Genomic DNA, 21,948 nt, shown 5'->3' with positions numbered 1-21,948 from the left:
CCCGCTATCTACTTGCTTCAAAAGACATATCCGCAGACAGCATCTTGCACTACTGTCAGCAACGAGCCAACAGCAGGCCAGAGCGCTTCAATTCGCGTCTCCAGCCTGCTGTTTATTTAACCTGACCTATCCAATTACGTCTGCAGCGCTTTCCGATGACGTCTGTCCTCTCTTTCCCATTACGTCTGCGACTCTTTCTTCATCTCTTCGTCCTCAGGCTCCCGCTTCCCGTGATCCTCCCGCTGCTGCACTTGATCGAGCAACTTCTCCAATCGGCGCAAATGATACGCATACTCGAAAATGCCCGAGGCGACAAAGACAAGCCGTTTATGCTCGCCCGGATCCTCTATGATCGCAGCGGTCAGCTCCTTCACCAGCAGATCTTCGCGCTCTTCCTCCGGTTCAAGAACGGCATTAGGCTTCATTTTGTCCTCAGCCTTCAGCAATATATGCTCATGGTACTTCGTCAAGTCTTCGATTCGCCGGTCGAAGCGCACTGCCCATTCACCAGCGCTCGGGGCTGCAAAATAATGCTCCTCCACCACATCAAGCAGATCAGCCCCTTTTTGCAGCGCCTTGATCATTTGCTTGGATAAGAGAACCTGCCTGGCATGGCTGATCTTCGTCTTCGCCAGCACCTTGCGCTCCTCTTCAAATACAGAATGGCTCTCCTCCAGCTTGCGGAGCGTCCCGTGCAGCTTCTCCTTCTCTTCATTGAAGACCTGCTCCTTCATCTCATTGGACACCGCTGTCCGAAGCAGCAGCGAGAGCTCGCTGTAGGCTTGCCGAACCTGCGCTTGAAATTGACGGCGCGGCCGCGGAGGAAAGACAAGCACATTGACGAAGAAGGATGCGCCAATTCCGGTCAGGACCATCAGCAGCCGCTCCAGCGCTACATCCCACCCTTGTCCTTGCGCTTCCATGATCGCTACGACGGTCACGAGCGTCAAGCTAATCGTGCTCTCCATCTTCAATCGAATACTGATCAGTATGACCACGATACAGACAAGCCCGACCGCAATCGGCGTGTGTCCGAACAGCTGAACCGCTGCAATCGCGAGGAGCGCGCCCAGCAAATTGGTCTGTACCTGATCCGTCACCCGCTGCCACGATCGATAAATTGACGGCTGAATCGTGAAAATAGCCGCGACCGCCGCAATCAGCGGCGATGCAAAGCCGAACACACTGCTCATGTAAATTGCCAGCGCGACGGCCATCCCTGTCTTTAGAACCCGTGCGCCAATGGTCATATGCGCGTCGCCTCCGTCACCAACAGCTCCGCAGAAACGAGCTCTCTGCCATTAACCCAGAGTGATATGCGATGAACGCCGCTATAATGCTTGCGTGTCGTTAAATCTGCGAAGCGATGTATGCGTTCTCCTTCAAAGACAGCGCCGCCGGCATATTCACGATCAGAAAGCAAAAATCGCTTCAACGACGTCTTGCCGCCGGATTTCACGAAATCAATGCCATACTCGATGCGAAGCTTCACCTTCTCCCCCTCGCGCACCCTTACATAATAATGCAGAGCGGTCTCTCCTCCGACCGATACAACGGCAGGCGATATTTCGAGGGCAGCTTCCACTGCAAGCGGCATAGCTTCACTGTCCTGCTCCTCATGGGCTGTATAGCCGAACAAAGCCATCACGCGAGGATCAGCCCGCTTAATGAGCGTACGGCAGCCATGACGCACGATCCAATCCGTTCGTTCGTCCTTGCCGAGCCAGGCTGCAGCAAGCTCAGTCACAAGACCGGGATGATCTTTCGCGATATCATTCAAATTATTAGCCACACTCTTGCGTACATAGAGTGAAGGGTCCTGCTTGAGCTTATCCAATATCGGAATGATTGGCGCCGGGTCACGCTTAAAGACCGGCAGCGCCTGCGCCCATGGGAGCCGCGGCCTAATGCCCTCGCTCGCCAGCCGGCGCACATGCTCATTCGGATGGTCGGCCCAGGCGAGCATCTGAGCGACTAAACGTTCGGGGTCAGCCAATATAAACGGCCTGATCGCAAACTCCGACGTCGAACGCGCCGTAAATCGCTCCAATGCTGCTAATGAGCGATCCCAATTGTCCCGCTCCAGCCCGTATACCTCTACAAAATCCGGGAAAAACAAATACGGCAGTCCTGTACATTTCTCATCTATCCGATATAAAATCGTCAGCGCCTCTTCGTACGAAGCCGGCAAAGCTGCGCCAAGCGCTTCCGTTATTCTTCTCGTACGGGCCTTCAGCTCCAGCTGCGCCCATTCGCCTTCCCTCACATGTCTTGCAAATGCCGTCTCGTCAAAAGGGCTCCACGCCGTCTTCACCAAAGCCGCAAATTGTTCAATAAAGTCCCCATCAAATATTGCCTTAAGCGGTTCCGCCAATGTCATCCCCTCCTTCTGCTTATTATACCGAAAATCTTGCTTCTTGCACGGCAGACCCTAACAAAGGCGATAGTCCCCGTCATGCTCCGCCCTTCACACAAAAAAATAGCGGTGCAGGTTTCATCCCTGCACCGCCCTTTTAATGCCGCATCGCCGATATGTCCGCCAAAGCTTTTCTCTTATGCATACCTCGCAATAATATCAGCCAGCTCATGCGCAAGCGGGGTTGGTCCTTTAGCCAGCTGCTCGTTCGAGAAGCGAACGCGGACAAAGGATTCATCCATGTCCATTGCCTCCGCGAAAAAGCTGGATAGCCCGCGAGCGCGGCGATCGATCTGAAGCACAAGCTCAAGCTCGCGATCCGACGGGTAGAACATCAGCTCAAGCTCATCAAGCTGTCCGCGGAACTGTGTCGTCGGCACGAACTCCAGCTCTTGAATGAATGGCATCCCTCGCCCAAGGCGCGAAGAGTATTCGCATTCCGCCTTGCGCAGGCGGAAACCCAGCAATTGGATGGCCTCAAGTACCGTGTTCATCGCCGCCGACGGCACAACCTCGATACGGTCATTATCGCTGGGATCCACGCCGCCGCGAACATCCAGCTCCGTCTTCACCCACACAGGCGCGCGTCCGATCGTTAGCGGCGTCTGATGGGGCAGCTGGAACGAGAACGGCACCTCGCGATATTCACCCGACTGCAGCACGAAAGGCGCACTCACATGGAATCGGCCGACCTGCCCGTGCTGCGTCATTTTAGTATCATTGCTTTCGCGCATATATTCTGTCATCACCGACAGCTGGATCGTTTCAATACGCTGCTCCACACTGCCGCCTTGTATTTTCACCACTCCCTGCACCAATTCACCGGGAGCATACCGAGGCTTCTCGAGCAGCGTATCAATTTTAGCAGAGCCAATTCCAATACTGGCCAAAAAACGATTAAACATCAAAACGACCTCCACTCGATTGCAAAAATGTCCTTACTGCAATAGCATATTACGATGTCTTCAAATTTAGGTTTCAGTCATTCTCCTTTGCCGAATCGACTAACGAGGGACGCTCCTTGTAAGGCAAGCGAATAATGAACGTCGTACCCTCTCCCATCTTGCTTTCAGCTGTTATTTGTCCTTGATGATTATCAACGATCTTGTAGGTCACCATCAGTCCGAGGCCTGTCCCCTTATCCTTCGTCGTATAGAACGGCTGACCTAGACTGGATAGCTGCTCCTTCGATATGCCAGGGCCCTCATCTTGAATGCGTATCACAATCCACCCCTCTTCCCCGAGGAACATATCAATGGTGACAACGCCGCCGCTTGCCATCGCTTCGATCGCATTTTTGAGCACATTAATAAATACCTGCTTCAATTGGTTCTCAACACCTATCACCCAGAGCGGCCGTTGCTTCGCACGAAATTCAATCGTAACGTCATGCAGAATCGCTTGCGTTTCCAGCAGAGTGACTGTTTCCGCCATAATCTGACGAGCGTCCTGGTACGCAAAATCATAAATTTGAGGCTTCGAGAGCATTAGCAGCTCACTGACAATCGATTCAATACGGATAAGCTCCGATTTCATAATGTCATAGAAATGGCTGCTGTTGCCCCTGCCTGTTGCAATGAGCTGCAGGAACCCTTTGAGTGAGGTGAGCGGATTGCGTATTTCATGCGCAATTCCGGCTGCTAATTGACCTGCCACATACAGCTTCTCTGAATTAATAAGCAGTTCTTCATTTTTTTTGCGCTCGGAAATATTACGGATAATGACCTGTTCAACTTGCTTGCCAGAGAAAGTTGAGCTCGCTCTTACCATCTCCGTATGCAGCAGCGTGCCCTTCATCGACCTCCATTGCAGCTCGATCGGCTTGATCAAAGGCTGCTCCTCGGCTTGTCCCGCCGCCAGCCACTCCATCATCTCGTTATGATATTTCTCATCCAGCAGCGCATAGAGGCTTGAGCCAATCATTTCCTTCTCATTCTCCGCTTCGAACAGATGCAATCCTGCCCGATTCATAAATTCCCACTTCCCCGAACTGATTAGCGCAATGGTATCCATTGAATTTTCGACGAGCAGCTTGTATCGTTCATCGATTTGGCTGTATTTATTGGTTGCAAACCATGTCGTAAGAATAAAGCTGAGAATGATTAACGTAGCCACCCCAAGCAGAAAGGCTAATAGCAGTAAGTAGCCGTTGAATTTTTCCGTAGATAGAAAATCACTGTACTCGAACTTCAAGGCATGTATACTAATTTGGTACATCAGCATGTTCGACAAGCCAAGCGCCAGACTGCTTCTTACTTTGTACTTGCTTGGCCGCTCCTCTAACCAATAAAAAGCCAGAAATGCGCCAATGAAGCTGACAAAAATAGAAAGCGCAAACAACCACCAGTTCATCTCCAGCTTCGTCACCGTATCGGACATCATCGACAAATATTGGAGGAAGGCAGCGCCTATCGCCATTAAGATGGCGCTAAGTATGTATCGGCTTCTGGACAGCCCCTCCTTCTTAAGCACAAGCAGAGCAGTGTAGGTTATGGCGCAGCACAAAATTAATACAAAAAACATATTCCAATTCATATTCATTCTGCGATCTGATGCAAGCAGCGATACGACATGCATCATCCACAGGCTTAATCCAAATACGGAAGCGCCGCTTAACAGCCAGTTTACCCTAATCGCTCGTTCCTTTGGCTTCTGCTCGATCATTTTCAGCATCGAATAAGAGGCATAGCATATCACGATCAGCGACATCAATAAATAGTAGGGGTTACCTTCAATTATAGAGTGATTCATGACACTCCTTATATATCCATAAATTTACTTGCAAATACTGAAATTCGACAATTTGACGGAAAATCCTTTCTTGTTTCATAAAAATTTGTGGATTTTTGTCAGAAATTACGAGGGCGTTTCTCTTCTAATCCTATTGAGTTATTATAATAGGATAGGTTCGATGCAATAGGACAATACCAGAGCATTTCGAAGGAGACAAATTGATGAAAATTATAAAGGAATTTAAAGAGTTTGCCATGAAGGGCAATGTGATCGACCTCGCGGTCGGCGTTATTATTGGCGGTGCTTTTGGCAAAATTGTCACTTCTCTCGTTAATGATGTGATTATGCCTCCGATCGGGAGAATTTTGGGAGGCGTAAACTTCAAGCATTTGAAGCTTTATCTGGTTGATACGACAGGTATGAATGATGCGCAAAAAGCAGAAGCCGCCGCCATCGCCTACGGACAATTCATTAATGTTTTGCTGGACTTTCTAATTGTTGCTTTCTGTATATTCCTGCTCGTCAAAGGAATTAATGCGCTTCGCCGCAAGGATAAGAAAGAGGAAGAGCCGGCGGCGCCAACCGAGAAGGAGTGCCCATACTGCTTGTCCAACGTGCCGATCAAAGCAACTCGCTGCAAGCACTGCACTTCCCAGCTGGAGGCCGCATCGCATGGCTGATGAACTGTTCGATATTTACGACGAGCAGCTTCGTCCGCTCGGAACGGCCACACGCGCGCAGACGCATGCGAACGGGTATTGGCATCGCACCTTTCATTGCTGGCTGACAAGGCGCGAAGCCAATCGCCGCTTTGTCCGTTTCCAGCTTCGCCAGGCAGGCAAGGATACGAATCCGGGCTGCTATGACATTACAGCTGCCGGTCATTTGACCGCAGGCGAGACGATACGTGAAGCAATACGCGAGCTCGAGGAGGAGCTTGGCGTATCAGCCGAGTTCGAGCAGCTCATTCCACTCGGACAAATTCGCGAGGAAGCAAGCGGCGTTGTGCGCGGAGCTGCATTTATTGACCGGGAGGTTAGCGACGTATTTGGCCTCGTCTGTGAGGTGCCGCTAGCGGAGCTGCGGCTGCAGCCCGATGAAGTAGCCGGTTTGTACGAAGCGGATCTGGAGGAGATGATTGCCATGTTCGAAGGCTCCCGTCAGGAGGCAGCGGTTCAGGGTGTGGAGCTTGACGCTGCGAGCGGCTTGCTGATTCCTGTAAAGCGCAATGTAAATGCCAATCAGTTCGTGCCTCGTGAGCCTTCTTATTATGCAAGCGTGCTTCGGGCTTTACACGGATGCACGTGACACCCGTCTTGCACCTAGGCTTAAAGACTGAACCGCGAAGCCCCCAGCCTCTCTCCCAAGTGCTGCACTTCACATTGAAGCCTTAAACGACAAATAGAATCGTCCTTAAGCTACAGGACGATTCTATTTGAATTCATTTAGTTTCAGCTGCAGTCGTGTTTGCTAGAATATTAGAAACGTCTTATGCAAATATCGAAGGTAACAGTAACATCATTGAAGCGGCCAAATGCACAGAATACCCGGACACAATCCTTATCCTGCAAACGGAAGAAGCTTACAACACGGCAGTCGCACTCCAGCAGATGATTAATGGTTTTTGCATCTCGGTTACGGATTGCTCTGACAAGCTTTTCCGCAACTTCTTCATTTTTTAGCTTCCTAAAAAATTCACTCAGTTCTTTCCCCGCATCCTGCACGCCTGCTACGGCTCGATCCTGTTTGCATCCGTTGCTTTTTTGATCGTTAAGATTGCCGCTAGTGCGGTTACCATTTGTGCGATTACCGCTTGTGCGGTTGCCGCTAGTTTGATTCATGCGACTCCCGCTTTTGTTGTTGTCGTTGCAATTGCAGCTCGATATACGAGTGCGGCTTGTCGCTTTGACATTCGATTTCACATTGCGAATTTCCACTTTAAGTTTGGAAGACATTTTTCTCCCCCCTCTCATCGAACATACTCTATTCTATGAGAATTTGAGAGATTGGTATGGACGCTTGCTGCCTGTCTATCGCTGAAATTGAAGCTCTTTTTCCGTGGCCCTGTTAAACATTGGCGGTCTAGGACAGCGTTCGCCATCATACTTATAAACGATATCCAATTGTCGTTAGGAGGTGTGCAGACTCATGTTTGAACGATTAAACCGGTTACAGATTGAGCTTCCTCCATCCCCTTATGCGGATGCGAACGCTGCCGCGGCTGTTCAAGAGCTGCTTGGCGGAAAATATGGCGAGATGTCGACGTTAAACAATTATATGTTCCAGTCTTTTAACTTTCGCGAGCGGAAAAAGCTCAAGCCGTTCTATGATCTGGTGTCGAGCATTACGGCGGAGGAATTTGGCCATGTCGAGCTCGTATCCACGGCGATTAATATGGTGCTTACAGGCACCACTAGTCCTGGTGATCCCAACTCGGCGCCGCTGAAGGAGAGCAAGGATAAGCGCAACAGTTATTTTTTTATTGCGACCGCGCAAACCTCGCTGCCCGGCGATTCCATGGGCCGGGCGTGGACGGGCGACAACGTGTTCAGCAGCGGCAATCTCGTGCTCGATCTGCTGCATAACTTTTTCCTGGAATGCGGGGCCCGGACGCATAAGATGCGCGTCTACGAAATGACTGACCATCCGACAGCGCGCGCAATGATCGGTTATTTGCTGGTAAGAGGCGGCGTGCATATACTCGCCTATGCGAAGGCGCTGGAAATTGCGACAGGCGTAGATGTTACGAAGATGCTGCCTATACCAAATCTCAGCAATAACAGCTTTGAAGCTGCACGCAAATATGAAGCGATGGGGCTTGGCAACAAGCTGTATACTTTCAGCCCGAACGACTACAAGGATATTGTCCTTATCTGGAACGGTCAGAATCCGCTTACTGGCGCAGAGCTTGAGGTCATTCAAGGGGCTCCACAGGGCGCGCCGATGCCTGATTTGAGCGGGGTGCCCGAGGAATTCGCCCCGGGGATCTCGCAGGAGGATTTCATGGAAATTGCGCGGCGGCTGCAGAAGAATGCAGGCCTTTAGAAGCTGCTGCGAACAAATTTATAAGATGAGGACCTCCTAATTCGCGCGAAGCGGCACGGAGGTCCTCTTCATACTTTCGGCCACCCCATGTGGTATACTGGATGCAACCGCTGAGAATGAAGGTGATTGCCATACAATTTCTAGCTATGCTTACGATGCTGATTGATCATATTGGGCTTATATGGTTCCCTGATGAGCTTGCATGGAGAATCATTGGACGGCTGGCATTGCCTTTCTACGCTTACGCGATCGTGCTTGGATACTTTCGTACCCGCGATATTCATCGTTATTTGAAGCGAATTGCGTGGATTGCTGTCCTATCGCAGCTTCCCTATCAATTCGCCTTCTACCAGCTTGAGGTGAATACGGTCGGCTCCTTATTTATGTGTCTGCTGATGCTCCTTCTGTTAGATCGTTGGCAGGATAAGCCCGTCGCGACCTACTTAACTGCCGGGGCCTTTATCGTGCTGCTGGAGGCACTGCCGTTCAGCTATGGCGCCTACGTCGTGATTCTCGTCCTCATTTATCGCTATGCTGCGATGCAATGGATGACCCTGTTTCACTTTTCGCTAAATATGGTTAGTCTATTAGTAAAGGGCTGGTGGATTCAATTCTTCAGCTTGTTCGCTACCCTTCTCATTATTTACATGCCGGACTTTATGCGCAGCGCTGACCGAGTCCGAGTGCCCCGCATCGTTTGGCGAAGCTTTTATCCGCTTCATCTTGCTATTCTTGCTTTCATTTATGCCCTAACCAGCAACCAGAGCTTTAGAGAGCTTCTACTCCTCCAACCATGACAATCATAAGAGAATGACAATGACATCAGACTCGCCTGCCCTTAAACTGCTTTTTGTTAGGAAAGTGCAAGCAAAGTAAACAAAATCCTTACGGCAGTTTCATAAGAGGCTAAAAGGTTTGCGTTAGAATGGGGTAAATCGATCGGAGGTGTCAGATGAAATGATGAAAATCGTTACCTTCAAGAGTCGTTCTGTCCCTGTCTACTACCCAAACGAACAATCAGCATCTTTAGAACTGCTTAATCATAAATTGCACGAGTTGGAGCTGGACTTTGATTTCCGCAAAAAATGGAGAAAAATTAAATCCGTTGAAATGGTCCGTGACGTAGCTATTTTTCAATATAACGACGGCACCAAGCTTTATCTGGAAGTAAGCTAATGCGCCGGACCAAAGAGACCTGATGGCAAACGCTGTGAAGCGAGCCATCGGGTTTTTTGCTTTTTTTGCGGCTATATTCCCTAACATGCGCACACACAAAAAACAGCCCCGGAGGCCGCTGTGACGGCCCTCGGAACTGCTCATATTACCCCTTGCTATAATCGGAACGCTGTATAGTAGATAGATCAAGGTCATCCGGCGCCATCGGTTTGCCAAGAAGAAAACCTTGTACGTAGTTGCAGCCCCATTCACGCAGCAGCTCATATTGCTTCTCGTATTCCACGCCTTCCGCAATAACCTCAAGCCCAAGCTTGTGAACAAGCTTGATAATGCCTTCCACGATAACCCGTTCCGCACTCTGCAGATCAATCTGGTTAATAAAGGATTTATCGATTTTCAAGCATTGAATCGGCAATTGCATCAAATTCGTCAAGGAGGAGTAGCCCGTGCCAAAGTCATCCAGAACAACACGCACGCCTTCGGCACGAAGCCGGCTAAGCGTAGCTATCGTCGCATCCGAGGAATGAATCATAATATTTTCCGTTATTTCCACCTCAAGAAACGACGAATCCAGTCCATACTCGTGAAGTATGTTTTGCACGGTTCGTGGAAAAGCGGGATCCTGCAGCTGCAGCGGTGATACATTTATCGACATAAGCAAACCGTCCAAGCCGTATTTTCTCATATCTGCGAGTGTTTTGCACGCTTCCCGAAGCACCCATTCACCGATCGGAACAATAAGCCCATTATACTCGGCAATCGGGATAAACTCATTAGGCGTAACCTTGCCCAGCTCCGGATGGTTCCAGCGAATTAACGCTTCAAAGCCTCTAAGCCTGCCGTCTTCCATTCGGTAAATAGGCTGATAGCTAAGATGGAACTGTCTTAAATATAAGGCGGGTCTAAGCGCAGCCTCTACATCGATGCGGCGATTAAGCTGCAGCGTATCCTCCGTATTATAGAACTGAGCACGATTGCCGCCCTTCTCCTTCGACTGATGCAAAGCGGATTCCGCACGGCATATGAGCAGTTCACTTGTCCGTCCATCCTGCGGATATAAGGCTGCGCCAATACTGGAAGTAAGGTACAGCTCTGTGCCGTGCACATCAATGGGACGTTCAACGGCATTTTTAATGAACTCCACCGCATGGATAGCCCGATCATCCTCTTCCTGCTCCACCGGCACAGCCACCAGAAATGTGTTTCCGCCCACTCGGCTGACGGTTGACGATCCTATCCTAGCCTCTGACAGACGATGACTCATCATACGAAGAACATGATTTCCGAACTCCATCCCTCTCGTTTCATTTACTCGGTAAAAACGATCCAAATCCACCAACGCTACGACCATCCGCTTCCCTGCCGCACGCACAGCATGAACAGCCGCCTCCAGCTGTGCAAAAGCCTCCTTGCGGCTGGGAAGACCGGTTAAAACATCCATTTCACTTATTCACCGTCCCAATCGGATATTTACATACTATTATTTTGCCATACAAGTATTAGGTAAATTAGCAAGATTCATTTAGGTTAATGTTAGATATTTTAACAGGAGCGGAAGTTATACGGATGATATAGAGCATGTAAGCGAAAACAGGGAAGAGCACACAAAAAAAGAGCCGCTCCGCATTAGCGGAATAGCTCCCTAAGATAGTACCCTATTAGCCTTAACCCTTGCTTACAGCCGGATGCTTGGCCGTATACTTGTAGCCGAAGCCCCACACCGTCCGAATGAGTCTAGGCTCCTTCGGATTCTGTTCAATTTTCTTCCGTAGATTAACAATATGTACGTCGATGGCGCGGTCTGTCACGAACGAATCGAAGCCGCGAATCGCATTAATAAGTTCTTCTCTGCTAAATACCTTACCCGGATGAGCCAAAAACAGCTTCATCAGCTCATACTCCGAGAAGGTTGTCTCTACCAGCTCACCGCGAACGAGCAGCAGCCGTCTCTCGAAATCAAGCTGAATCGGTTCATTCACCTCTGGCACATCTACGGCGGCAGCCACCTGCTGTACTGCCTCTGTTTGTAATGAATTTGAATTCGAACGACGAATTAATGCCTCGACGCGGGCTGACATTTCATGCATGCTGAAGGGCTTGCACATGTAATCATCTGCTCCGGCCTTCAAAGCCTGTACTCGCTCGGATACCTCACTCTTCGTCGACAAAATCATAATTGGAACGTTAGATCGCTTGCGAATGAGCTCGCATACCTCCATGCCGTCCAAATCAGGCAAAATCAAATCAAGCAGTACTAGGTCCGGAGCAAAATCGGCAGCAAGCCGCAAGCCTTCATCAGCGCGGTAAGCTTGCATGACCGAATAGCCCTCTTCAGATAAATACATGGACAGCATATCACTCATCATGACATCATCTTCGATAACTAGTACTTTATACATTGTCGTCACCCTTTTTCAGGATTGAAGATTTCTGTCGAATATTGTTTGTAACTCTACTATACAATACCGACATAAAAGGGACAACAATTTGTTAGAATTTTGTTAGCTGTTTTTGTCGAATAACTGAAGAGCCTCGTCCAGCCCTTCCATAAGAATCTTTTGAGACGCCTCAATACGATTAATAGCGCCCTGCAGCTCATCGCTATCGTATGCCCCTTGCTTTATCAATCGCTCAGCCTCATATACAGCGTCTAACAATTCATGTGCAGATAAATACCCTGCAGCACCCTTCAAGGTATGTACCATCCGTTTGGCAGCTTCGATCTCCCCGCTCCGAAGCGTCTCGCGCAGCTGATCCGCAAACTTATCATAATCGAGCCGGAACTGATTCAACATATGTATGAGAATCGGAGTCTTTCCATTTACCTTAACAAGGGTTTCGTTCACATCCATTCCCTTCACTTGCGGCAGCACGCCTATACTCGCTTGAGCATGCTGTGAAGCCGCCTGCACAGCATGCTCCGCCGGCTTAACCGTTGGCTCCGCTATTCGCTTGCGGCTCTCCTTAAGCCAGTACAAGATAACCTTATGCAAACCGTCGGAGGAAATAGGCTTCGTCACGACGTCGTTCATACCCAGCTTCAAATATCGCTCATGGTCGTTTCGCAGCACATTCGCCGTTACCGCAATAATCGGAATATTATCATACTTCGACTGGCTGCGAATGATGCGGACCGCCTCCGAGCCGTCCATGACCGGCATATGAATATCCATAAGAATGAGGTCCCAGCTCTCCTCCTCAAGCCTATGAAGCACCTCCTCGCCGTTCTCCGCCAAGCCGACCTCGTAGCCCTGCTCCTTCAAAATCTCAATGGCAACCAGTTGATTGATTTTATTATCCTCCGCCAGCAGAATACGCGTATGCACAGCCGCCTCCAGCCTGGCAGCAACAGGCGAGGCGCTTCTATGAACAACGCCGTCCTTCGTCTTATGATCGAAAGCTCCTTCCAGCGCGCGAAGCATGCCCGTTCGAAGGATCGGCTTAATCAACAGCGTGAGCGGTCGCTGCTCAGCAGGCAGCTGCATCATTTCATCGCGACCGTAGGAAGTCGTCATCGCAATGCTTTTCACCCCGGCCGCTTCCGCTTCCCGGTGGAATTCCAACCAAGTCTCAGCCCCGTACATATCGGGCATCTCCATATCCAGAATAATTAGCTTCGGGAGGGCGCCCGCTCCGATTCGCTGAAGACGCTCCTTAGCCGTCTTCCAGGATTGAAACACAATGGGGGTGAGGCCAAAATTTTCTACGATCGCGCTCCAATGCGCCAGCATCCCTTCATCGTCTTCGACGATCCAGACAGGCTGCTCTCGCAAATCCTCACGAACCCGCCATGGCAGCTCGTTGCGTTTATGCACAACAGCAAACGGCAGCGTAAAATAAAATTGACTTCCCACACGCTCCGCGCTTGATACTTCGAGCTGGCCGCCCATTAATTCAACTAATGATTTCGATATCACGAGTCCAAGACCCGTCCCGCCGAACTTGCGCGTTGTCGAGCCATCTGCCTGCGTAAAAGGCTTGAACAGCTTTGCGACCTGCTCTGCGCTCATGCCGATGCCCGTGTCCGCAATGAGAAAGCGGATGCTCACCTCATCGTCAGACTCCGACACGATATCCAGCTGGAGCTTCACCCGGCCTCTATTCGTAAACTTAATCGCATTCATGCACAGATTGAGCAGCACCTGCTCAAGCCGCAGCGCATCGCCGATAATGCTTTGCGGCAAATGCTCAGGCGTATCGATGATAAACTCGAACTGCTCCTTTCCTCCCATAAATACGCTCAACTGATCGGTTAACCGATGCATAAGCTCATCCGGCTGGAAGGGCAGCAGCTCGATGTCTACCTTGCCCGCTTCAATTTTGGAGAAGTCCAAAATATCATTAATAATGCGCAGAAGCGTGTCCGAGGACGTGTGCATCTTGTCCATGTAATCCTTTTGTGAAGCAGAAAGTCCGGTTTTGCGCATCAGCTGCGCCAAGCCGATAATGCCGTTGAGCGGCGTTCTAATCTCATGGCTCATGAGCGCCAGGAACCGGCTCTTGGCCTGGTTTGCCTCCTCTGCATCAAGCGTGGCGCGGACAAGCTTCTCTTGAATCATCTTCTGCTCCGAAATGTCGCGGGCGATACAGGAGAAAAACTCCTCGCCTGTCTCCTCATCCTTATGGTAAACGACAACCATGGAGACATGCACCGGCTGTCCATCAATCTTCAGAAGCTTGGCTCCACTTTCCCAGAAGCCGAATTCTCTCGCCTTCTCGGCTCCCTTCACCAGCTCCGCATACATCTGAGGCTGTACGTACTGCTCCAGCTCTTGATCCTCTACCGTGATGTTTATAAGACCGAGCATTTCTCTGCCCGCGCGATTCATATAGACGACTCTGCCGTTCGTATCAACCGAGGCGATTAAGTCTTTGGCCGATTCGACGATTTCGAGCAATCGGTTGCGGGCTTTCTCAACATGCTTCCTATCGGAAATATCCAGCACCATGCCGACAACGCCAGAGAAGCGTCCATTGCGATCGCGAAGCCCATTCGAGCTGTCCAGCGTAGGAATACGCGTACCATCCTTGTGGATAAAGGTCCATTCCCGTTCATAGGAGAAACTCTCGCTGCGAAGCTCCTTGAACACCTCAAGTCCCGGCGGAACCGTCCGTCCCAGTCTAATCGAGAGCTTCTCAGCCTCCTCGCGAATTTCCTCCAAATCCATGAACAAGAGCGGTGTGGCAACGCCCGCCAGCTCCTCTGTTTTATAACCCAGCATCTCTTCTGCAGTTTTGTTTAAATAACTGACTTTATATTTGTCGTCAAGTACGATAAAGGCATATTGATTCTGATTAATAATGGCTTCGAGACGATCGAACATTTTCTGCAGCTGCTCCATCATTCCGTTAACGGAATGCGCCAGCAGCCCAATCTCGTCATGCGGCTCTACCGCCAAATGCTCCGCTTCGAAGCGGCCATCCGCCGCTTGCTCCGTAACGCCCAGAATAGGCTCCAACCGCTTAATAATCCGTTCAAAATAAAGATAGAAGAAGATCACGATAATGGCCTCGGATACGGCGATCGTCGTAAATATGCGCCAGAAAATAGGCGATACCTGCTCCTCCAGCACGGATATGGGCTCTTGCAGCACGAATCGCCATGGCGTGCCCTTGACCTTCGTATGGAAAACAACGTGCTTCCCGCCATCAAGCATGACTTCAACCATGCCATCCTCCATCGCGAGCAAGCTGTCCACAATAGGAAATAATTCAGCATCTCTGTCGAATTGCTTTGCCGCTGTCTGCTCCTGCTTCTCGTCCGGGCTGAAGATGACCATGCCTTGATCATTCCATACATGCATGACTGCATTTGGTTCCTCGAATACAAAGTGCGCTTTGATCGCGGACAGCTGGATGGAAATATAGACGAGCCCTTTCACTTCCTGTATCGTTCCATAAACAGGCACGACAATAAGCGTCTGCGGCACATCGGAAAAATCCGGCTTGAAAGGATCAGTTATCACGACCCTGCCCTTAATCGCCTCTTGAAAAAAAGGCTCGTCCGATACGTCTATCGGCGCGCCGTCGGTCCGCTTGGCCATTCCTTCCTTATCAATAAAGCCGATTGAATAGTAGGTAAAGCCGCTCCGCACAAGCTCCCTGTCAAAATATTGGCTGCGCTCCTGGTCCGTTCCGAAGCGTACCACTTCCGTCCGGCTCATGACCAGCGCCTCTGCCCTGTAAATGGCCATCGAAGCAGCCAGACTATTCGCCCGGCTGCTTTGCTTGCTGCTTAATTTCTCCATCTCGGATTGCAGCATTGCCTGCTTAACGGCAGAATAGTTGCCAACGCCAGCTACAAGCAGCGGAATTAAAGAAATGAGAACAATCAGTATCAAACCTTTGGTTCGCAATGACATCCTGTTCAAGCTGCTTTCCCCTTCCAATCCGCTTTTAATCGTATCTACCGAACTTTGACACTATTATACCTTCTATCCTCTATTTGGAGAAGAAAAAACGCTAGAGCAGGCCGCGCAGCCGCGGGCCCTACTCTAGCGTTCTACATGCTTGCTTCATCAAGCATAGCTGTCTATTGTCTCGTCCTTACTCAGCGGATAAAATCGCTTCAATCCGTGCCAGCTCTTCCTCGCTGAAATCGAGACGGCTCAGTGTCGCAACATTATCGTCAATTTGCTCAACCCGGCTTGCGCCAATTAAGGCCGAGGTCACCTTGCCGCCTCTCAGCACCCAAGCAAGCGCCATTTGGGCAAGAGTTTGGCCGCGCTCCTGCGCAAGCTCATGCAGCTGCTTCACCTTGCTCAGCTTGCTGCTCGTAATTTGATCTGTGTTCAGGAATACGCTCGGGCCCGCAGCGCGCGAATCCGATGGAACGCCGTTCAAATATCGATTCGTCAACAGTCCGCCGGCAAGCGGAGAAAATACGATCGAGCCGATTCCTTCCTGCTCCAGCACATCCTGCAGACCATCCTCAATCCAGCGGTTAAACATCGAATAGGACGGCTGATGAATCAGGCAAGGGGTACCGAGCTCCTTGAGAATTTTGGAAGCGGCTGCCGTCTGCTCAGCGCTGTAATTCGAGAGCCCGACATAAAGCGCCTTGCCTTGTCGAACGATATGATCGAGTGCAGCCATCGTTTCTTCAAGCGGCGTATCCGGGTCCGGACGGTGATGATAGAAAATGTCCACATATTCCAGGTTCATTCGCTTCAGGCTTTGATCCAGGCTGGACACAAGATATTTGCGGGATCCCCATTCGCCATAGGGTCCCTCCCACATATAATAGCCTGCTTTCGTCGAGATGATCAGTTCGTCTCGATAAGCAGCCAGATCCTGCTTCAGGATTTGACCGAACATCTCCTCCGCCGAGCCTGGAGGCGGACCGTAATTGTTGGCAAGGTCGAAATGGGTGATGCCTAAATCGAACGCCCGGCGAACCATAGCCCGTCCATTCTCAATGCGGTCAACACCGCCAAAATTATGCCATAAGCCAAGGGAAATAGCCGGGAGCTTCAATCCGCTGCGCCCTACCCGGTTATACTTCATGCTCTCGTATCGCTCACTAGCCGCTAAATAAGTCATTTATAATATCCTCCAGCATCTTATTGGAATTGCTTATTCTCTGTTATCTTACCTTTGCAGCCATGAAAAAGGAAATGCTGCTATTTTGCCGGCGTCAGCTCAAGCTTCAAATGCGGGCTGTTCCTTGCCGTCTCCTCGAAAAATGCCGGTTTCTCACGGACAAACTGCACCCAGGCCTGTACGCAGCGCGGATCGAAATGCTTTCCGCTCTCATCCACGATGATGCGCATTGCCGCTTCATGCGTCATCGCTTTTCGATAAGAACGCGAAGATGTCAGCGCATCGTAGACATCCGCAACGGCGGTCACGCGCGCAAGCAGCGGAATTTGCTCGCCCGTCAACTGATCCGGGTAACCACTGCCGTCCCATTTCTCATGATGCGAGCGTATGATGGACAGCTCTGCCGGCATGAAGCCCAGCCGTTTGCATAGATCATAGCCAGTCACAGGATGCTCCTCGATCACTTGCCTTTCCTCCGGCATCAGCTTGCCGGGCTTGTTCAGGATATGGTCGGGCGTATTCAGCTTGCCTACATCATGGACAAGTCCGCCCTGTGCAATGGCGCGAAGCTCCTCCGAGGACAGTCCAAGCTCTTCCCCCAGCATGAACGCATACAAGGCAACCCGATAATTATGACCCGCCGTATACGAATCGCGAGCCTCAGTGGCCATGATCAGCTTCTTCACGCTAGGAGAAATATGGTTATTGATCCAATCCCGCGGATTTGCTCGAAACATAAGCTTTACGGATGCCGTAATGGAACCAGAGCTCTTATATTGCTTGATAATGCCCGCCACCATAATGATTACGGAGCCAAGCAGCAGGAAATGGTACAGCCACCAGCTCGTACTCCAAAGCTGCCCTGTAACCAAAATAATTTGAGCGATGATCATCCAGCCCGCGCTGTAGACAACGGCAAGCTGCAGAGGAAAGCGGGTAGAAAGATAGTTCTTCAAATAACGGAGCATAGTAGAGCCGATTATTCCAATAATAACGAGAGTGACCGCCCACCTCATCAGCGCTGACTGCAGATAAAACAAGTCGGTTATATCCGGAAATACCCAAAGCACCGCGCAAAATATAAGCAGCAGCGTTGACCATACCGGCATCAGATGGCGTTGACACCCTGCAAGCCACTTGACTAGCGGCTGATCAACAGAAAAGGAGGATAGCCATAGCCAAACGGCTGCGAACAGCACGCTTAGCTGAGCTGCGCTGCCTGGAATACCAAAATGATGTAAATGGAACCCCGGAGTGGACAAGCCGTGCAGCAGGAACAGTGTCGCCAGCGACACATAGGATAAAGACAAAAAGCTGATTTTAATATTACGCAGCCGTATCGCAACAAAACCAACCGCAATCGCAAGCACGAGCGCCAGCGCTGAAACGATGCTGACCATATAAAAATGCTCATAAGGCGCATTAATATTCAAGTCGATCGATGAGGTTCGAAGCAGCAAATAGCCCAGTAAAGGAACAAGCATAGAAAAAGCCAGACGTGTGAATATCCTCATGTTTTTGAGCAAGGCTATATCCTCCTGTAATTCAATCATAGTGTGTGGTAGTAGGCAGACCGCCTATCGGCGGCATGAAGTGTTCTCCCTATGGTGAGGATAATGGCCATGCTTAGGTCGCCGGCAATTAAAACCGCAGCCTGTTGCTTTGGCGGATAATTATGGCATTTCTTTTGCTTCTATCATATCATTGCTCGCGCTTCCAAATAAACAGTAAATTTTAGAGCCTGAACCGTTTCAAATCGTCATATCTACCCTGCAGAAATACGCACAAAACCATTTTTTTATTTTAGATTAAGGTTTTTTGAATGCTGTTTTGATATAGTAGTTCAAAGAAAGGCAAATTGAAGGGAGTTTATGAAATGAATAACAATGACTCGCAGTCCAAAAAAGACGCAGAAAAAGAATTGACTGCGAAAGAGGAACGCTTCACGTACGAGAAAGAGGAACAGGACAGGCTGTCCGAGCAAGACGCAGCGATAGAAGAAGAGCTGCTCAAGGAATCACAGGAAGATCTGCCGGAATCCCGGAACGATGAGATCAGCGCCGCAGCTGCCTCCGCCACAGAATCACAGCAGCAGTCTCCAAAGGGCGGAAGCGGCAAAGTATGGATGGCGATTGCCGCTGTACTTGCCATCTTGCTGGTCGTAGTCCTGATTAAGCCGCCATTCGGAGCCGGCAGCAATGATGCTGTTGCAACGGTTAATGGCGCCAACATAAGCAAAGACAAGCTTTACGATGCCTTGGTAACAGCGGGCGGCCCCAGCACGCTGGAAAATCTGATTACCCAAGAGCTCATTATGCAAGAAGCGAAGGCAGCTAGCATTACCGTTACCGATGCCGATATTGACGCTGAGCTTGCCATTTTCAGGGAAAGATTCGGAACAGAGGAAGCCTTCAATGACGCTCTGGCTCAAAGCAACTACACCATTGAAAGATTAAGAGATGAAGTTAGAGTCGATCTGACGGTTCGCAAAATTTTAGAACCGCAAACCGATGTAACCGACGAAGAAATCCAACAATATTACGACGCAAACAAGGAAACACTTGGCACTCCTGAGGAGGTACAAGCTTCGCATATCCTGGTCGCAACTAAGGAAGAGGCTGACGCTATATTGGCAGAGCTTAATCAGGGCGGAGATTTCGCGGCGATCGCGAAGGAAAAATCGACTGATCCGGGCTCCAAGGATAATGGCGGCGATCTCGGCTTCTTCGGCAGAGGTGTTATGGATCCTGCTTTTGAAGAAGCGGCATTCGCGCTGGATGTGAATGAAATCAGCGATGTGGTACAGTCCCAGCATGGCTTCCATATCATTAAGAAAACGGCGGAGAAAGCCGCAGTTGTTCCAACCTTTGAAGAGAAGAAGGATGAAATCAGATCACAGCTTGTTGCGGCAGAAGCTGGCGAGCTGTCCGGCGCATGGCTGACTAAAATTCGCGAGAAAGCGAAAATCACGAACACGCTGGCACCGGCTGAAGAGCCAGCGGCAGCTGCTCCTGCAGGAGAAACATCAGGCAATACGCCAGCAGAGTAATCCCGTCAATAAGGAGCGGTAAGCGATAGATCATCATGGTCTATCGCTTACCGCTCCTCTTTTTTATTGCTTTGCTTATTCGCCTCGGAGGGAGGAGCTGCGGCCGTACTCGGCAAATTGCATATCGGATATGGTATGATAAAGGAAAATGGCTTTGCAATTATTGCCTGGAGGGAAATACATTGAGCAATTACGAAGTTCGCACCTATAAAGAAACCTATACGATGATTGAGTTAACGGAGCATAGCACTAGCTCCCGCGTTCTCGTGTGTCCGGAGCGGGGCGGCATTGTCATCGGCTGTCAGCTGCACGGCCTGGAGCTCTTTTATTTGGACAAGAGCACGTTTGAGCATCCTACCGCTAATATTCGCGGCGGCAATCCGATTTTGTTCCCGATCTGCGGTCAACTGGAGGATCAAGCCTACGAGTGGAATGGAAAAACGTACCCCATGGCGAACCATGGCGTCGCGCGAACCGCTGTATGGGAGGTAGTTGGTACAAAGTCGGATGGCGAGGCATCCGTCACGATTCGTCTGCAAAGCAATGAACAGACGCTGCAATCGTACCCTTTTGCATTCGAGCTGCTGTTCACCTATGCACTGAAGGATGGTCAGCTTCATACGCGCCAGCAATACCGGAATTTGAGCGAATCTGAGACGATGCCTTTCTATGCGGGATTCCACCCTTACTTTGCGATTGACTCAGGCAAGCAGATCCCTTATGAGACAGATGCGACCCGTTATCTCGACTATAATGACAACGCAGAAAAGCCATTCCACGGTGAAGTTGATCTGGAAGGACTTGTGGAATCTGTCACTTTGCTGGATACGAAGAAAAGCGAGATTTCATTCCCTGTTCTGCAGGGGGCTCGCGTACGTATGACTTACGATGCTATTTTCAAATACATGGTATTGTGGTCGGTGCAAGATCGTCCATTTGTATGCGTGGAGCCATGGATGGCCATGACGGGCGAGCTCAATCGTCAGGAGGAGCTCGTTATGCTGGGCGCCGGCGAGGTGCTGCACGCTAATCTGACGATTAGCTGCGAGCGATAATTACGGAATACCGATCCGTTGACCGGTGCCGATCCTATCAGATACAAAAAAACGAGGGAAGCGTTGCTCCCCATGAGATCAGTCTCAGGGCGAGTGACGCTTCCCTCGCGTATATCCGGAGTGCTGCGGCTTAGTAGCCTTCGCCCTGGCCCCCGGTTACGATAGCGATGCCGGAGCTTGCGCCGATACGGGTTGCACCGGCCGCGATCATTTGCAGAGCCGTCTCGCGGTCGCGAACGCCGCCGGAGGCTTTGACGCCGAGGCTTGGCCCAACCGCGCGGCGCATGAGCGCGATGTCCTCTACGGTCGCGCCGCCTTTGCCGAAGCCCGTCGATGTCTTCACGAAGTCCGCGCCTGCCTTGACGCAAATTTTACTTGCGCTAATCTTCTCTTCGTCAGTTAGAAGTCCGGTCTCTAGAATGACCTTCAGCACTGCCTTCCCCTTAACCGCTGCCGCAACGCCCTCTATATCACGCTGCACGCCCTCAAGATCGCCAGATTTCAGCAAGCCGATATTCAATACCATATCCACTTCCGTTGCGCCATCCTCAATGGCAAATTTCGCTTCAGCAGCCTTGGAGGCTGTTGTTGTGGCCCCTAGCGGAAAGCCTACCACCGTTGTAATACCAACACCCGAGCCCTCCAGCTCCTTAGCTGCAGCTGCCACCCAGCCTGGGTTCACGCACACCGTCGCGAACTGGTATTGCTTTGCCTCGCGGCAAATTTGCAGCACCTCTTCCTTCGTTGCATCCGCCTTCAAAATCGTATGATCGATCATCGCCGCAACCTCTGCAGGCGTGAATTTCGTTTCGTTACTCATCATTTATTCCTCCGCTTCTTCGCTTTATCGCCTCTTATGGCGTCTTCTCGCGCTTCCCCGCCGGTAACCGCGCACTCCAGCCTTCTCGTCCCTAGCCTATCCAATATGAAGG

At 50.5% G+C, this 21,948-nt stretch carries 18 protein-coding genes; 7 read left to right on the top strand and 11 right to left on the bottom strand.

What is annotated here, in order from left to right:
* Nucleotides 1-179: 179 nt before the first annotated feature.
* The 4 genes from ACO9K6_RS16765 to ACO9K6_RS16750 all read right to left on the bottom strand — a co-directional run bounded on the left by ACO9K6_RS16765 (nt 180) and on the right by ACO9K6_RS16750 (nt 5,167).
* The gene (locus tag ACO9K6_RS16765; protein ID WP_424768694.1) at nt 180-1,250 is read right to left on the bottom strand and encodes an FUSC family protein; all 1,071 of its coding nucleotides are present in this window, start codon (nt 1,248-1,250) and stop codon (nt 180-182) included.
* A complete protein-coding gene (locus ACO9K6_RS16760; protein ID WP_424768693.1) occupies nt 1,247-2,374 on the bottom strand; it encodes a DNA alkylation repair protein in 1,128 nt (375 codons plus the stop codon). Before ACO9K6_RS16760 ends, ACO9K6_RS16765 begins: the two co-directional genes overlap by 4 nt.
* Nucleotides 2,375-2,553: 179 nt before the next feature.
* Entirely contained in the window at nt 2,554-3,321 is a 768-nt protein-coding gene (locus tag ACO9K6_RS16755) for a sporulation protein (RefSeq protein WP_424768692.1), read from the bottom strand.
* Nucleotides 3,322-3,394: 73 nt separating this feature from the next.
* Nucleotides 3,395-5,167 (bottom strand): ATP-binding protein, encoded by a 1,773-nt coding sequence (locus ACO9K6_RS16750; RefSeq protein ID WP_424768691.1) that lies wholly within the window; start codon nt 5,165-5,167, stop codon nt 3,395-3,397.
* Between the two features lie 203 nt (nt 5,168-5,370).
* Here ACO9K6_RS16750 and mscL point away from each other — a divergent pair, with 203 nt between their 5' ends.
* Nucleotides 5,371-5,829, top strand: a complete 459-nt coding sequence (mscL, locus tag ACO9K6_RS16745) for a large-conductance mechanosensitive channel protein MscL (protein WP_424768690.1) — start codon at nt 5,371-5,373, stop codon at nt 5,827-5,829.
* Nucleotides 5,822-6,457 carry an NUDIX hydrolase gene (locus ACO9K6_RS16740; RefSeq protein ID WP_424768689.1) on the top strand — a complete coding sequence of 212 codons (636 nt, stop codon included), beginning with the start codon at nt 5,822-5,824 and terminating at the stop codon, nt 6,455-6,457. The genes mscL and ACO9K6_RS16740 overlap by 8 nt, the downstream gene beginning before the upstream one ends.
* Nucleotides 6,458-6,627: 170 nt before the next feature.
* Here ACO9K6_RS16740 and ACO9K6_RS16735 read toward each other — a convergent pair whose 3' ends face one another.
* Nucleotides 6,628-7,104 carry a hypothetical protein gene (locus ACO9K6_RS16735; protein ID WP_424768688.1) on the bottom strand — a complete coding sequence of 159 codons (477 nt, stop codon included), beginning with the start codon at nt 7,102-7,104 and terminating at the stop codon, nt 6,628-6,630.
* 193 nt (nt 7,105-7,297) lie between these two features.
* Here ACO9K6_RS16735 and ACO9K6_RS16730 point away from each other — a divergent pair, with 193 nt between their 5' ends.
* From ACO9K6_RS16730 to ACO9K6_RS16720, 3 genes are all read left to right on the top strand, one after another.
* Complete coding sequence (locus ACO9K6_RS16730) at nt 7,298-8,194, top strand: manganese catalase family protein (RefSeq protein ID WP_424768687.1); 897 nt, start codon at nt 7,298-7,300, stop codon at nt 8,192-8,194.
* 101 nt (nt 8,195-8,295) lie between these two features.
* Nucleotides 8,296-8,991: a TraX family protein gene (locus ACO9K6_RS16725; RefSeq protein ID WP_424768686.1), complete on the top strand. Its 696-nt coding sequence runs from the start codon at nt 8,296-8,298 to the stop codon at nt 8,989-8,991.
* Between the two features lie 160 nt (nt 8,992-9,151).
* Entirely contained in the window at nt 9,152-9,370 is a 219-nt protein-coding gene (locus ACO9K6_RS16720) for a hypothetical protein (RefSeq protein WP_424768685.1), read from the top strand.
* A gap of 145 nt (nt 9,371-9,515) precedes the next feature.
* On the opposite strand, the gene ACO9K6_RS16715 is transcribed toward ACO9K6_RS16720, so the two are convergent.
* The 5 genes from ACO9K6_RS16715 to ACO9K6_RS16695 form a co-directional block, all read right to left on the bottom strand.
* Nucleotides 9,516-10,811: a putative bifunctional diguanylate cyclase/phosphodiesterase gene (locus ACO9K6_RS16715; RefSeq protein WP_424768684.1), complete on the bottom strand. Its 1,296-nt coding sequence runs from the start codon at nt 10,809-10,811 to the stop codon at nt 9,516-9,518.
* Nucleotides 10,812-11,034: 223 nt separating this feature from the next.
* Nucleotides 11,035-11,769: a response regulator transcription factor gene (locus tag ACO9K6_RS16710; protein WP_424768683.1), complete on the bottom strand. Its 735-nt coding sequence runs from the start codon at nt 11,767-11,769 to the stop codon at nt 11,035-11,037.
* A gap of 102 nt (nt 11,770-11,871) precedes the next feature.
* Nucleotides 11,872-15,732 (bottom strand): response regulator, encoded by a 3,861-nt coding sequence (locus tag ACO9K6_RS16705; RefSeq protein ID WP_424768731.1) that lies wholly within the window; start codon nt 15,730-15,732, stop codon nt 11,872-11,874.
* Between the two features lie 184 nt (nt 15,733-15,916).
* Entirely contained in the window at nt 15,917-16,912 is a 996-nt protein-coding gene (mgrA, locus tag ACO9K6_RS16700; RefSeq protein WP_424768682.1) for an L-glyceraldehyde 3-phosphate reductase, read from the bottom strand.
* Between the two features lie 80 nt (nt 16,913-16,992).
* Nucleotides 16,993-18,438 carry an HD-GYP domain-containing protein gene (locus ACO9K6_RS16695; RefSeq protein ID WP_424768681.1) on the bottom strand — a complete coding sequence of 482 codons (1,446 nt, stop codon included), beginning with the start codon at nt 18,436-18,438 and terminating at the stop codon, nt 16,993-16,995.
* A 350-nt stretch (nt 18,439-18,788) separates the two neighbouring features.
* Here ACO9K6_RS16695 and ACO9K6_RS16690 point away from each other — a divergent pair, with 350 nt between their 5' ends.
* Together ACO9K6_RS16690 and ACO9K6_RS16685 are read left to right on the top strand one after the other, a co-directional pair.
* Nucleotides 18,789-19,961, top strand: coding sequence for a foldase protein PrsA (locus tag ACO9K6_RS16690; RefSeq protein WP_424768680.1), 1,173 nt, complete (start codon nt 18,789-18,791; stop codon nt 19,959-19,961).
* A gap of 182 nt (nt 19,962-20,143) precedes the next feature.
* Nucleotides 20,144-21,016 (top strand): aldose epimerase family protein, encoded by an 873-nt coding sequence (locus ACO9K6_RS16685; protein ID WP_424768679.1) that lies wholly within the window; start codon nt 20,144-20,146, stop codon nt 21,014-21,016.
* 130 nt (nt 21,017-21,146) lie between these two features.
* On the opposite strand, the gene deoC is transcribed toward ACO9K6_RS16685, so the two are convergent.
* Nucleotides 21,147-21,836: a deoxyribose-phosphate aldolase gene (gene deoC / locus ACO9K6_RS16680; RefSeq protein ID WP_424768678.1), complete on the bottom strand. Its 690-nt coding sequence runs from the start codon at nt 21,834-21,836 to the stop codon at nt 21,147-21,149.
* Between the last annotated feature and the right edge of the window lie 112 nt (nt 21,837-21,948).

The organism is Paenibacillus praedii (assembly GCF_049725345.1).
In the GTDB taxonomy this organism is placed as follows: Bacteria; Bacillota; Bacilli; order Paenibacillales; family Paenibacillaceae; genus Pristimantibacillus.
This window is presented reverse-complemented; position numbering and strand designations above follow the sequence as displayed.